This window comes from Haloarcula pelagica (genome assembly GCF_030127105.1).
In the GTDB taxonomy this organism is placed as follows: domain Archaea; phylum Halobacteriota; class Halobacteria; order Halobacteriales; family Haloarculaceae; genus Haloarcula; species Haloarcula pelagica.
This window is the reverse complement of the sequence record NZ_CP126161.1, coordinates 2,086,650-2,100,187: the sequence shown is the minus strand read 5'-3', so window position 1 is coordinate 2,100,187 and position 13,538 is coordinate 2,086,650. Positions and strand designations below refer to the sequence as shown.

At 67.9% G+C, this 13,538-nt stretch carries 11 protein-coding genes; 5 read left to right on the top strand and 6 right to left on the bottom strand.

The features are described 5' to 3' along the window. Positions 1-12 precede the first annotated feature (12 nt). A complete protein-coding gene (gene queC / locus P1L40_RS11010) occupies positions 13-723 on the top strand; it encodes a 7-cyano-7-deazaguanine synthase QueC (RefSeq protein WP_284006989.1) in 711 nt (236 codons plus the stop codon). A gap of 17 nt (positions 724-740) precedes the next feature. Here the strand turns inward: queC and P1L40_RS11005 are convergent, their stop codons facing one another. Next, positions 741-1,124 (bottom strand): methylglyoxal synthase, encoded by a 384-nt coding sequence (locus tag P1L40_RS11005; RefSeq protein ID WP_284006988.1) that lies wholly within the window; start codon positions 1,122-1,124, stop codon positions 741-743. A gap of 108 nt (positions 1,125-1,232) precedes the next feature. After that, the gene (locus P1L40_RS11000) at positions 1,233-1,493 is read right to left on the bottom strand and encodes a hypothetical protein (protein ID WP_284006987.1); all 261 of its coding nucleotides are present in this window, start codon (positions 1,491-1,493) and stop codon (positions 1,233-1,235) included. Positions 1,494-1,891: 398 nt separating this feature from the next. On the opposite strand from P1L40_RS11000, the gene P1L40_RS10995 reads away from it, so the two are divergent. Continuing rightward, complete coding sequence (locus tag P1L40_RS10995; RefSeq protein ID WP_284006986.1) at positions 1,892-2,593, top strand: sugar phosphate nucleotidyltransferase; 702 nt, start codon at positions 1,892-1,894, stop codon at positions 2,591-2,593. Between the two features lie 20 nt (positions 2,594-2,613). On the opposite strand, the gene P1L40_RS10990 is transcribed toward P1L40_RS10995, so the two are convergent. Genes P1L40_RS10990 through P1L40_RS10980 form a run of 3 tightly spaced genes read right to left on the bottom strand, consistent with a single transcriptional unit; the run spans position 2,614 to position 5,978 of the window. Beyond that, positions 2,614-3,696, bottom strand: a complete 1,083-nt coding sequence (locus P1L40_RS10990) for a sugar ABC transporter permease (protein WP_284006984.1) — start codon at positions 3,694-3,696, stop codon at positions 2,614-2,616. Further along, entirely contained in the window at positions 3,696-4,658 is a 963-nt protein-coding gene (locus P1L40_RS10985) for a carbohydrate ABC transporter permease (protein WP_284006983.1), read from the bottom strand. Before P1L40_RS10985 ends, P1L40_RS10990 begins: the two co-directional genes overlap by 1 nt. A 9-nt stretch (positions 4,659-4,667) precedes the next feature. Next, complete coding sequence (locus tag P1L40_RS10980) at positions 4,668-5,978, bottom strand: extracellular solute-binding protein (protein ID WP_284006982.1); 1,311 nt, start codon at positions 5,976-5,978, stop codon at positions 4,668-4,670. Positions 5,979-6,221: 243 nt separating this feature from the next. Between P1L40_RS10980 and P1L40_RS10975 the strand changes: the two genes are divergently transcribed. Continuing rightward, the gene (locus P1L40_RS10975; RefSeq protein WP_284006981.1) at positions 6,222-8,276 is read left to right on the top strand and encodes an alpha-amylase family glycosyl hydrolase; all 2,055 of its coding nucleotides are present in this window, start codon (positions 6,222-6,224) and stop codon (positions 8,274-8,276) included. An 88-nt stretch (positions 8,277-8,364) separates the two neighbouring features. Then, positions 8,365-9,378: a lysylphosphatidylglycerol synthase domain-containing protein gene (locus tag P1L40_RS10970; RefSeq protein ID WP_284006980.1), complete on the top strand. Its 1,014-nt coding sequence runs from the start codon at positions 8,365-8,367 to the stop codon at positions 9,376-9,378. Between the two features lie 69 nt (positions 9,379-9,447). Here the strand turns inward: P1L40_RS10970 and P1L40_RS10965 are convergent, their stop codons facing one another. Next, complete coding sequence (locus P1L40_RS10965; protein WP_284006978.1) at positions 9,448-12,003, bottom strand: glycoside hydrolase family 15 protein; 2,556 nt, start codon at positions 12,001-12,003, stop codon at positions 9,448-9,450. Positions 12,004-12,142: 139 nt separating this feature from the next. Between P1L40_RS10965 and P1L40_RS10960 the strand changes: the two genes are divergently transcribed. Next, positions 12,143-13,306 (top strand): ABC transporter ATP-binding protein, encoded by a 1,164-nt coding sequence (locus tag P1L40_RS10960; RefSeq protein ID WP_284006976.1) that lies wholly within the window; start codon positions 12,143-12,145, stop codon positions 13,304-13,306. Positions 13,307-13,538 lie beyond the last annotated feature (232 nt).

Sequence of the window (13,538 nt, the reverse complement as noted above, 5' to 3'; positions counted from 1 at the left end):
GACCCGATACGAATGTCACACAACCACACGACCCACGACGACCGCGCCGTGGTGCTGGCCTCCGGCGGTATGGACAGCGCCACGGCCGCTTACGAGGCACAGACTCGCGGGTACGACGACCTGTACCTGCTGCACACGAGCTACGGCCAGAACACCGAACAGCGCGAACACGAGTGTGCGAGAGCGCTCGCCGGCCACGTCGACGCCGCCGACTTCCTCCACGTCGAGACGGGCCACCTCCAGCAGATCGGCGGCTCCTCGCTGACCGACGACGGGCTGGCCGTCGCCGACGCCGACACCGACAGCGAGGAGATCCCCAGTTCGTACGTTCCGTTCCGGAACGCGAACCTGCTGTCGATGGCCGTCTCCTACGCCGAAGCCAGCGGCGCGAGCGCCGTGTTCATCGGCGCCCACAGCGAGGACTTCTCGGGGTACCCGGACTGTCGGCCGGCCTTCTTCGAGGCGTTCCAGTCGGTCGTCGACGTGGGGACCAGACCCGAGACGGAGATCGCACTGGAGGCCCCGTTCGTCGAGTGGTCGAAGACCGACATCGCCGAGCGCGGCCTCGACCTCGGGGTCCCCTACGCGGACACCTGGAGCTGTTACCGCAGCGACGAACCCGCCTGTGGCACCTGTGACGCCTGTGCCTTCCGACTGGCGGCGTTCCAGCGACTGGGCGAGCGTGACCCGATCCCCTACGAGAGCCGGCCCGACCACACCTGACCGGGCGAGCGACCCGCTCAGTCGTCGGCCCGGTCCGCGGCGAGTCCGTCCAGGATGTACTCCGCCGAGGTCCGCGTCGTCGCCAGCGGTACGTCGTGTACGTCACAGATGCGCAACAGCGCCGTGATGTCCGGCTCGTGTGGCTGTGCGGTGTGGGGGTCCCGGAGGAAGACGATAGCGTCCATCTCGTCCTGTGCGACCTCGCCGCCGATCTGCATGTCCCCGCCCAGCGGTCCGCTCTGTTTGCGCTCGATCTCCAGGTCGGTCTCGTCCATGATCCGCTGGCCCGTCGTGCCGGTCCCGACGAGGTCGAACTCCGAGAGCAGCGACTCGTAGCTCCGGACGAGGTCGATCATCTCGGGTTTCTCGTCGTCGTGAGCGATGAGTGCGACGCGTGTCATAGCTCACGCATCGCGGGCCGGGATGAAAGCTGGTGGGGTCCCGCTGTGGCTGCACGTTTCGCATCTTCTCGCGTGCGCGACCGAGACGAACTGCTACTCGGGCCAGCCCTACGCAACGTCGACCAGGCCGTCGGCCGAGACGGTGACGGTGTGTCCCTCGACGGCGAACGTCTCGGGCTCACCGCCGTCGGAGACGACGCGTCGCAGCGCCGTCTCGTCGACGTAGCCGTCGATGTCGCCGATCTCCTCGACAGTGAGGTCCGTCGCCGCCAGCACCGCGTCGGTGATGACTTCGTCTGCAGGCCCCGGGCTCGCCCACCCGTCGGCGTCGTCCTGCAGCAGGTACACTGTGCCGTTGTCGGTGCTCATACACGCCGATACGCCCGGTTCCCCCTTAACAGGCGCTCAGTGGTTTCAGAGCGTGAAAGAACTCCCCGTCGGCGCGTGACAGGGTCGCGTCTGCCGTGCCGAGCGAGCATCGCCACCCGCCCGACGGTCGAAAGCGGTGTCGGAGGGCTCCCGGACGAGGGCTGTCAGAGGCACGGTCCGAGTACTCTCTCCCCAACACCACCCATCTATACTTCGTGGTACTACTTAATCATTCGTCTCGACCCACAGAACCATACCGGAACTGTCACGTACATATCCGGACGTTCCAGGCCGGTCGCCTCCGTTCGCCCGTGATCGTCGACGATATGTCGCCGCGCAGACGGGCCGGAACGACGGTGGGCACGGCGTTTTTGTCGGTACCGGTACCACTGTCTGCTATGGACGGCATCGTACTCGCGGCCGGGTCGGGAACACGGCTTCGGCCCCTAACAGCCGACACGCCGAAGGGACTCGTTCGGGTCGCCGGGCGACCGCTGCTCTCGCACGTGTTCGACACCGCGCTGTCGGTCGGTGTCGAACGGCTCACCGTCGTCGTGGGCTACCGAGCCGGCGATATCATCGACCACTACGGCGACGGCTATCGGGGCGTCCCCGTCGAGTACGTCCACCAAGACGAGCAACTCGGGACCGGCCACGCGCTCCGGCGGGCGTTCCCGCTCGGCGGGACCACGGTCGTCCTGAACGGGGACAACGTCTGCCGGGCCGACCTCGATAGGGTCGTCGACCGCCACCGGGCGACCGACGCCGCCGCGACGCTGCTGGTGGAGTCGGTCACGCGCGAGCGGGCCCGCGAGACCGGCGTGGTCGTGACCGACGACGGCCGGGTCACGGGGCTCGTCGAGAAGCCGGACGACCCGCCGTCGACGCTCGTCGTCCGGGGCTTCCAGGTGGTCGAGCCGACCGTCGAGCCGGCCTGTCGCCTGCTCACACCGTCGGATCGGGGCGAGTACGAACTCACCGACGCGGTCGATCTCCTCGTCAAAGCGGGCCACCGCGTCGAGACGGTCGAACTCGACGGCTGGTGTCACAACGTCAACGACACCGCGGATATCGAGCGCGTCACCGAACGGCTCGGGTGAGCGGAGAGAAGCGGGCGGCGTCAGCCTTCGACGCCGCTGAAGGAGAGTCCACCCTCGATGTAGCGCTGGGCGAACAGATAGACGAGCATGATCGGTGTCGCGAACGTGAGCGCGAACGCGGAGAAACGCGCCCACGGGATCGAGTACTCGTCGACCAGCGAGTAGAGCCCGACCGGCAGGGTGTAGTTCTCCGTCCCCAGCAGCGTCTGGGCGACGACGAACTCGGTCCAGCCGGTCAGGAAGGTGAAGATGAACACCGTCGCGAGCCCGGCCGCGGACATCGGGAGGATGACCTCCCAGACCACGCGCCACGGCGGCGCGCCGTCGACGACGGCGGCCTCCTCGTAGGAGACCGGAATCCCGTCCATGTAGGTCTTCAACAGCCACGTGTTGAACGGCACCGCCGTCGCGGCGTAGTAGACCGCGAGCGCCAGTTTGTTGTCGTTGATGCCGAACTGGACGTAGATCGCGTACATCCCGATCAGCAGGGCGACGCCGAGTCCGCCGCCGACCTGGGTCATCAACACGTACAGGAACAGGATCTTCCGCCGGAAGAGGAACTCGCGGCGCGAGAGCGCGTACGCCGCGGGGATGACCAACCCCATCGCGATCAACACCGTCGGGATCGCGACCGTGACGCTGTTCCAGAGGAACCGCTTGAAGCTCGACGGGCGGTCGACGCCGAACGCGGAGGCGTCGAGGAAGCTGATGCCGGGCGTCTCGAAGACGAAGGCCAGATCCGTCAGCGGAATGGCGACGGTGATCGCCAGCGACGGGATGCCGACATCGCCGACCACCCAGATGAAGGGTTTCACCGTCGGGTTCGGCGGGATCAGCGTGATGCTGTCGGACGTGTACAGCGACGCACCCGACCCGGAGATCGCCGCGGTGAAGATCCAGTAGATCGGGAACAAAAGCGCCAGGACCATCGCCGTCGCGGCGATCGTCGAGACGATGACGCGCAGCACCTCCGAGGCGGGCACCTCGCCGCGCTGGACCGCCTCGACCGTGTACTTCCACTGCCGGAGTGTCTCGACCGGCGTGCGGGCGATGTTCAGCGCGTCCTCGGTGAGTTTGCGCGTGATGTTCGAGAACAGCCCCATCAGTCGTTCACCCCGTCAGCCAGCCGGCCTTTCTTGACGTTCAGCCACATGAACGCGCCGATAAAGGCGAGCGCGACGATACTGATCGCGGCACCGCGCCCGTACTCCTGGAACTGCAGCGCCTCGCGGTAACCGTAGACGACGATGAGTTCGTTCGCCCGGGCGGGTCCCCCGTCGTTGAACACGTAAGGGATGAGGAACTGCTGGAACGACGCCGCCGACGTGAGGATCGTCGCGAACAGCACGGGCCGTTTGATCGACGGCAGCGTGACGTGGACGAACCGGGAGACGAAGCCGGCGCCGTCGACGACGGCGGCCTCGTGGAGTTCCTCGGACACGTCCTGGAGCGCACTGACGGTGATGATGACCATGAACGGGTAGGCCAGCCACGCCTCCGTGACGTTGTAGGCCATGAACGCGGTCCACCGGCCCGACAGCCAGGAGACGGCGCTGAACCCGAAACTGGTCAACAGCTGGTTCATCAGGCCGAACTGGGCCGAACTGAAGATGCCGCGCCACACCGTGATGACGAAGATCGGCGGCAGGCCCATCGGGAAGATGATGAACGACCGCAGCAAGCGCTTCCCACGAACGAGGTCGCTCGTGACCACGAGCGCGATCGAGAGGCTCGTGACGATCTTGAGGACGACACTCGTCGCGACGAACAGCCAGGTCACCCCGAAGGAGTTCCAGAACTCGGGGTCTGTCAACACGTTCGCGTAGTTCTCCAGACCGACGAACGTCGCCTCGCCGAACGTCAGAACCGCGAACGCTCCCTCGCCGGCGAAGAGGTTCGCCGGCTCTGCGTTCGTAAAGGAGATGCCGACCAGATAGACGACCGGGAACAGCATGAACGCCGAGAAGATAAACAGCCCTGGCAAGACGAGCAACAGCGACGTGTCTTCCCGATCGAGGAAGGGAACGTTCTCAACGCGGCGTGCGACGCGTGAAACTGTACTCATGAGTGTCCTCTAGCCTTCCCAGTTGCTGCGGATCTCCGAGGCGGCCGTGTCCAGTGCCTGTTGGGCGCTGGCGTCGCCGTTGAACGCCTTGGTCAGTGCGTTGCCGACCGGGTCCCAGACATCGTCCATGCGCGGTGCGCTGGGCATCGGAGTCCCCTGACCGGCCGACTCGGAGTAGGCCTGCACTTCCGCCGGGAGGTCCGAACTGCCGACGAGGCTGTCAAGCACCGGGATCGCGCCCTGCTCCTGGGCGAGCATGCTGAGGTGGTCCTCGTTGGTGACGTACCACTCGACGAAGTCCCGCGCCGCCGTGGCGTCGGCGCCGCCTTCCTCCATCGGCTTGGCGAAGTACCACACCGAGATGCCCGTGTAGGGGCTCTGTGTCCCCTCTTCCATCTCGGGGAAGCTGAACACTTCGTAGTCGATGTCGTTGTCGCTGAACGTCGCCAGCGACCACGGCCCGTTGATGGCGAAGGCGGCGTTGCCCTCGTTGAACGCCGCGGCCTGTGGCTCGTAGCTTGGGTCGTTCGGCATGTACGGACGGAGGTTCTCCAGGGCGTACTCCAGCCCTCGGACGACCTCGTCGGAGTTGACACCCAGGGGCTCGTCGGCCTGGGGGTCGTAGTAGTGCCCGCCGAAAGCCTGCAGGAACCCGCTGGAGAAGTACGGGTCGAACGGGTACGAGAGCCCGTACTGACCGTTGTCGGGGTCGTGGTAGTCGTCCATGATCGAGATCATCTCGTCCATGCTCTCGGGCACGGAGTCGACGATGTCCATGTTCGCGATCGGCGTGACCGTCTCGGCACCGAACGGCAGGCCGACGAGGTTGCCCTCGTACTGGACGGCGTTCTGTGCCGTCGTCGTGAACTGATCGAGGCTGATCGACACCTGGTCGCTCTGGTCGACGGTGAAGCCCTGTTCGTAGGTGTTGCCGGCCCAGTCGTGTGCCCAGTCGAAGATGTGAGGGCCCTGACCGGCCGGGATAGCACTGGAGGTCTTCTTCTGGAGGTCCGAGATGTCGGACCCTTCGATCGTGTGCTGGCTCTGTTCGTTGAACGTGCTGACGGCGCCCTCCCGGATCGCCTTCTCGCTGTCACTCAGCGACCACCAGGCGGTCGCGGTGCCGGCCGGTCCCTGACTGTCTGTCGAGGACCCACCGTCACTGGACCCGTCGCTGGACCCGTCACTCCCGTCGGAACTGCTTCCGGACCCACCGTCACCGGAGCCGCCGTCCTGTTGTTGCACGCTACACCCAGCCAGAGTCGCTGCCACGCTGACGCCACCGAGCTGCTTGAGGATTGTTCTGCGGTCCATTGTCATGGATCGATAATGGATGAAATAGTCTTTCACAACTTAAATCATTCGATGGGTAAGGTACGTTTATGATATACCGCGGTACACCAGTGGCTCCGGGAGAACACGTCGTCTCGCCGCTGGCCGGCAACGGCCTCTGACGACGAAACGACGGTCGAGTACAAAAGTTCTACGAAATCGTACCTCTCACTTTTCAACTTCGAGCCATCCGGCGAAAGACCCAATTACCCGACTGTGTACGGTGGGCATATGCACCATCCTGGTCCGCCCCGGTTCTGTCACGTCGGCGAGTCCGTCGAACTCGCGCCGCGCGCGCCGGACCCCGACGCCACCTACCGCTGGACGCTCACCGAGACACCCGAAGACAGCGCCGTCACGATCGACGAGGGACCTGTCGTCCACCTCGAACCGGACCACCCTGGCACCTACCGCGCCGAACTGACCGCGCCCGACGGGACCCACTCCCAGACGGTACGAGCGTTCCCGGCGCGGTACACCGAACGGGTCCGCTTCAGCGTCACCGACGCCGAGATCGAGGGGGAGGAGGCCGACCTCGCAGCTGTCGAGGAGGCCGTCGTCATCGGGAAGTTCAACGACTTCACGATGGGCGAACACTGGGCCGAGCGGGACGGCGACGAGTGGGTCTTCGAGACGGAACTCCCGCCGGGGACCCACGGCGTGATCTTCGCGTTCGACGGGGAGTTCGATCCCTACGCCACCGACGAGGTGACGGTCGAAGGGCCCGGTCGGCCACGGATCGAACTCGACGCCCGCGTCGCGGGCGACGAGCTGGTCGTCAGTGCCGACTCCAAGGCGGCGCCCGACGGCAGCGACCCCGTCGTCGAGTTCCACCTGGACGACCGAGACGCGCTCACGGAGGCGGACGTGATCGTCGACGATGACGAACTCCGCGCGCCCCTCGCCGCCCTTCCGGACGGCGCACGCGTCCACGCGGTCGCCGCCGCCGAACACCACAGCGTCGCCGACACGCTCGAACTCGGCGGCGACGGGACGGTCCACCGGCCGGCCGACGCTCCCGACTGGGCCGGCGACGCGACGATCTACGAGATCTTCGTCCGGGAGTTCGTCGGCGACATCGCCGAGACCTCCTTCGCCGAGATCGAGCGGCGGGTCCCGTACATCGAGTCGCTGGGCGTCGACGCCGTCTGGTTCACGCCGGTCGCACAGAGCCCGACCCGCCACGGCTACCACATCACGGACCTGTTCGACACCGCGGGCGACCTGGGGACCCGCGCGGAGTTCGAGTCGCTGGTCGACCGGCTCCACGAGGCCGGGATCTCGGTGGTGTTCGATCTGGTCATCAACCACACCTCCCGGGACCACCCCGCCTTCCAGTTCCACCGCTCGGGCGTGCCCGGCTACGAGGACCACTACGAACGAGTCCCGGCCGAGGCCGACACCTCCGACATCGACTGGGCCGGCGACGACGCCCCGGGGCTGTACTTCAACTGGACGCGCATCCCCAACGTCAACTACGACTCCCTGGCCGTCCGCGAGTGGATGCTCGACGTGGTCGACGAGTGGGCCGGTGTCGTCGACGGCTTCCGCTGTGACGTGGCCTGGGGCGTTCCCCACGGCTTCTGGAAGGAGGTCCGAGAGCGCGTGAAAGCCCAGGACAGCGACTTCCTCCTCTTGGACGAGACGGTCCCCCGGGAGGCCGACTTCCGGGAGAACGAGTTCGACGTACACTACGACACCGACTTCTACGAGACGCTGCTTTCGATCGGTCGCGGCGAGGAGCCCGCCACCGCCGTCTTCGACGCGCTCGAACTGTCCGAAGTCCGTGGGTACCCGGATCGGGCAGTCCACATGCGCTACGTCGAGAACCACGACGAGGACCGCTACCGCGACCAGTGTGGCGTCGCCCCGCTCCGGGCCGCCGTTGGAGCGACGTTCACGGTACCGGGCGCGCCGATGATCTACTACGGCCAGGAACGCGGCGTCGAGGACCAGCGCGGGACGATGCGCTGGCACGACGGCGACAGCGACCTCACCGACTTCCACCGCCGTCTGGTCGCGCTCCGTCAGGACCACCCGGCTCTGCGCGCGCCCGGCGTCGACCCGGTCGAGGTCACCGTCGACGAGGGCGACCCCGAGAGCGTGGTCGCCTACCGCCGCTCGGACGGCGAAGAGACCCTCGTCGTGGTCCTGAACTTCGGGGCCGACCCGGCGACCGTCTCGCTGGCCGCCGACGTGACCGGCCGGGATCTGCTGGCCGAGACCGACGTGACGACCGACGACAGCCTCGGGGTCGAGGACATCGTTGTCACGCCAGTCGAGTGACCGGCCGCTCCCCCGGCTACTGTGTCGAACGTAGACACACCGATCGATCATAGAAACCGTCAACGGTACGTAGGTGAGTGTGCCGGGTATGACTGCTCCCCGCCGCCCCGTCGTGCGGTTCGTCCTCGGCGCGACGCTGGGGTCCGTCGCACTCGCCGGCTATCTCGCCGTCGTCGGCTCCGATGCCGTCCTCGCCCGTGCGAGTGCCATCGCTCCCTGGGCGGTCGCCGCCGTCGCGGCCCTGGTCGTCGCCGAGGGCCTGGCCGACGCCGTCGGCGTCTGGGCGTCGATCCGCCCGCTCGGTGACGGGCTCTCGGGCGGCCAGAGCGTCCAGTTCGCGCTCGCCGGGGACTTCTTCGACACGCTCAGTCCCGCCGGGCCGGTCAGCTCCGAGCCGATCATGGCGCGCTTTATCGGCGTCACCACCGACACCAGCTACAGCGAGGCGCTGGGGGTCCGGGGCGTCGCCAAGTACGTCAAGTCCGGGACGCAGTTGCTCGTCTCGACGACCCTCGCGCTCCTGTTGCTCGTCGGGACGCCGGACGCCCGCGTCGTCGTCACCGTCCTTGGTGCGGCGCTCGTCGGCCTGCTGGCTGTCGGTGCGGCCCTGCTGTGGAGCCGCGACCGGCTCTCGCGGGCGCTCGTGGCACTGCTTGCCCCGGTCGTCGGGTTCGTCTCGGCGCGGTACCGCGAGGACCCACACGACCGCTCGGCCGTCGCGGCCGCCCTCGACCGGTTCTGGACCCGGATCGTCCGCTTCCGTGACCGACCGGGGCTGCTCGCGCTGATCGCGGCCGGCGGCGTCCTCGAACAGTTCCTGACCGCCGCGGCGATCTGGCTGGCGCTGTCGGGCACCGGGACGGTGGTCCCACTCCTGCCCATCGTGGCGCTGGTGCCGCTCCCGCAGGCCGCGAGCGCCGTCCCGATCCCGGCGAGTCTGGGCGCGTACGACGTGTTGTTGAGCGGCGGACTCGCGATCGTGGTCGGCGTTCCGGCGGCCGCGACGGCCGCGCCCGTGCTCGTTGTCCGGGCGCTCTCGATCCCCTTCGCACTCTCGGTGGGCGGCGTGGCAGTGGCCTTCCTGCGCGGCTGGCGGCTCTAACAGGGTCGACGCGCTTTCGGAGACAGCTCTGTGACCCGACGCTGACAGCCAGAGAGCCTCGTCCTGTCCCTACTCCCCGCGGTCGGTGACGGTCCGCCGTTCGATCGCCACCGCAGCGTCGACGATCTCCCCGGCGTCGTCGGCGGCGACGAAGGTGACGGTGTTGTGGCTGCCCGAGAGGGGGACCTCGACGGTCAGACGCTCGCCGTCGGGCTCGAAGCGCCGGGTCTCGTCTTTGCTCCGGACGAGCAGTTCGGCGGCGTCGGTGATCACCTCCACCGGGAGCGGCGAGTCCTCGGTCGTCGTCGGGAACTCGCCGACGGTCAGCGAGGGCCGGTCCCGTTCGGTCCCGAACCGCTCGGCGACGACGGCGGGCGTCTCGACCGGTTCGCCAGCGTCGACGGCGTGGGCCAGGCGGACGTACTGGGCCATCGACCACGACAGCGGCGTCGCCGAACCGGTGCCCTCGCCGAACATCCAGTCGTACTCGGTGGGTTCCTCGCGGTCCCAGACCTGCTCGGGGAGCATCCATCCCTCGTTGGCGAAGGCGGCCATCGTCGACAGGAGGGTCCGGGGGGTCAGTTCGCCCGAGTCGGTGCCGCGGCGGAGTTCGTACTCGCCGCGTTCGCCGGTGAGGAGCGGCCAGAGCCGCCCCTGGCCCGAACTCCGCCAGGGCGAGCCGTCGGCCTGCTCCCCGTAGCCGTCGCCGGTGTAGCGGTACCAGGCCGGGCCGTTCGGGGTGTCCCGGCGGATGGTCTCGTCGACGACCGAGACGGAGTTTCTGATGATAGGGTCGTCGGCCGGGCGGATCCCCAGGCGGACGAGTTCGAGGAAGCCGGCGTCGACGACCGCACGTTCGTCGAGAGTCGGCCCGCCGTTGGCGAGGGCCAGATCGGCCCCGTCGTCCGGGTCGGTGTCGTCGTTGATCCGCATGTAGTAGGGCGGCTCGTGGCCGTCGGCGCCCGTCGTCGTCACACACCAGTCCTCGACCGAGCGGGCCCACTCGTCTGCCGTGGCGAGCCACACCAGCGCGTCGCTTCGCTCGCCCGCGTCGGCGGCCAGCACAGCCGCGCAGGTCAGCCCGGCGATCTCGGCGGCGATGGTCGACGGCGAGTAGCCGCTCTCCTCCCCCCAGCGTTCCTGGCCCGTCGCCGGGCCGCTGTCGACCACGTAGTCGGCGACGGCTCCGAGCTGAGCGTAGCTGTAGTCGACCGAATCGAGTCCCAGCCCGTGACGGTCGGCCAGCTGATAGGCCATCACCAGCGGGAGCGCCGCCCCGTCCAGTTGCTCGCCACGCAAGCGGGGCCGACCGTCGACGAAGGTGTTCTGCGGGATGGAGCCGTCGTCGCGCTGCTGGGACTCGAAGACGTACTCGACGGCCCGGCGGGCGCCCTCGATGTCGCCCATCGCTCGCAGGGCGGTAAACGACTGGTAGCGGTCCAGCGCCCGGACGAAGTTGTACCCGTAGTCGCTGGGCGTCACGGCGCCGACGGCAGAGCCCCAGGGGACCGACGGGCTGGCGATGCCCCCGCCGAGGGAGGTCTTGTCCTCGACGGCGGCAAGGACCATCGCCGCGGCCCGATACTGGGTCGTCAGGTCCGGTTCGTCGGCGACGCTGTCGGGGACGGTCACCTCGCCGAGATACGACTTCCAGCCCGAGACGTAGGCCTCGCGGGCGCTGTCGTAGCCGGCGTCCAGCGCCGCCCTGGCCGTCCCGCGGGCGGTCTCCTGGTCGCGGCCGGTCGCGAATCCGAGCGCGAGGTGGGCCCGGCCGCTGCCGGTCACCAGTCGGCCGGCGAGGTCGACGACGCCCTCCACGGAGGCGCTGTTCGTCCACTCGCCGGCCTCGGCGAGCGCCTGGCCGTCGTCGGGTGCGAGCGCACTGGCACGGCTGAACCCGCTGTCGGCGACCAGCCCCAGCGCCACCTCGTAGCTGTCGCCGTCCTCCCGGACGACGTGCTGGCTGTCGTTTGCGTCGGTGTCCCAGGCGGCGAGTTCGTAGCCGGCGGCGGTCGGGACCCGCCGGCCGAAGTCGGCGCCGGCGCTCTGCGAGCAGGCGGTGCGGGCAAGCGCGTACACCTCGTGGCGAGCGGCCCCGTCGAAGTCGATCCGGCCGAGCAACGCGTCCCGCTCGGGGTCTGTCACCCACTCGGCGGTGAGTTCCCAGCCGTCGCGCTCGGCCGGGGAGAACGCCTGTTCGTACACCAGCGCGCGGTCGGTGGCGAGCGTCGTCGAGCGGTCGACGCCGTCGGGGGTCGTCCGATCGGGCTCGTGAGTCCGCCAGGCGGTCCCCGCTTCGGTGTCGACGACGACGAACTCCAGCGTCCGGAGGTTCAGCAGGTCCACGCGTGGGAACCGGACCTCGGTGACGGCACCCCGAGTGAACGTCGCCCACACCCGCGAGGGGTCGTCGCTCCCGTGGTCGGGGACCGTCGCCACGCCGAACTTCCGTCCGGTCGTCCAGGTCGGCGGCGGGGCCTCGATGGATGTCTCGGTCGCCGTCCCGTCGGTCCCTGTCTCGGTACCACTGTTCCGTTCTCCCCCACCGAACCGCCCCGGACATCCTGCGAGGCCGGCCAGCCCGGCCCCGCTCGCGAGCCGCACGAACTCCCGTCGTCGCGTCATCTGCTCGCCCCGTTTGGCCCCCGGCCGTGAATCACTGTCGACCGGCCGGGATCGTCCGGTAAATATACTACGAAATTTCCCCTCGCAAATTGGAGATCTTGGGGAACATTTATCATGCAGGAAATGTACAACGGTGGTAATGGCGAGTCTGGAACTTGAAACGCTTCGGAAGGAGTTCGACGGCGGGTCCATCGTGGCTGTCAACGACCTGGACCTCTCGATCGACGACGGGGAGTTCGTCACCGTCGTCGGGCCGTCGGGTTGCGGGAAGTCGACAACACTGCGGATGATCGCCGGGCTCGAACGGCCCTCGGGTGGACAGATCCGCCTCGGCGGCACCGATATCACCGATGTGCACGCGCGCCACCGGGACGTGGCGATGGTGTTCCAGAACTACGCGCTGTATCCACACAAGACCATCGAGCAGAACATGGCGTTCGGCCTGCGGATGAGCACGGACATGTCCGCCGAGGAACGCGAGAAGCGCGTCTACGAGGCCGCCGAGATGATGGGCATCGAGGACCTGCTGGACGACACGCCCGACGAACTCTCCGGCGGGCAGAAACAGCGCGTCGCCCTGGGCCGTGCCATCGTGCGCGAACCCGAAGTGTTCCTGTTCGACGAGCCACTCAGTAACCTCGACGCGAAACTGCGGACGACGATGCGGACCGAGATCCAGCGCCTCCAGGAGGAACTGGGGATCACGGCCGTCTACGTCACCCACGACCAGGAGGAGGCGATGACGATGGGCGACCGCATCGTCATCCTCAACGACGGGAAACTCCAGCAGACCGGCGCCCCGACACACGTCTACAACAACCCCGCCAACCAGTTCGTCGGCGGGTTCGTCGGCTCCCCGTCGATGAACTTCGTCGACGTGGCCGCCGAACCGCTCGACGGCGGCGTCCGGCTGACCGGGGCCGACGGCGCGTTCACCTACGACCTGACCAGCGGGCGGGCCGACGCCTTCGGCGACATCGGCGGCGGGACGTACGTCCTGGGTATCCGCCCGGAACACGTCTCGGTGGGCAACGAGGGTGCCCAGTCGGCCGTGCCGGCGGTCGTCGATGTCGTCGAACCCGTCGGGAGCGACAACTACCTGTACCTCGATCTGGGGACCGACTCCCGGGAGTTCGACACCGAGGACGCACCGGACTTCATCGCGCGGGTCGCCGCCGACATCGAACCCGAGGTCGGCGACACGATCCACGTCTCCTTCGAGGAGTCGTCGGTCCACCTCTTCGACGACGAGACCGGCGAGGCGGTCACCGCTGTCGAGGAAGAGCCCGTTCCGGCGAAGTGATCCAGTCCCGCTAACCCGCGAACCGGCGCCGACCATTTTTCGTGGCTCCCGGTTTTCCGCTCACTCCTGACTCACACGCAGACCATCGGACAGCGCAGCGATCGGCGTGCGAACAGTCCAGTGAGATGAGACCCCCTCCGTCTTCGGCCGGCGACTGTATGGAACCCCTGTAGTCCCCCGGCAGCCGGTTCCCCGATAGTATTCCCTGACTCGAAATGTATATGTGTGGCTA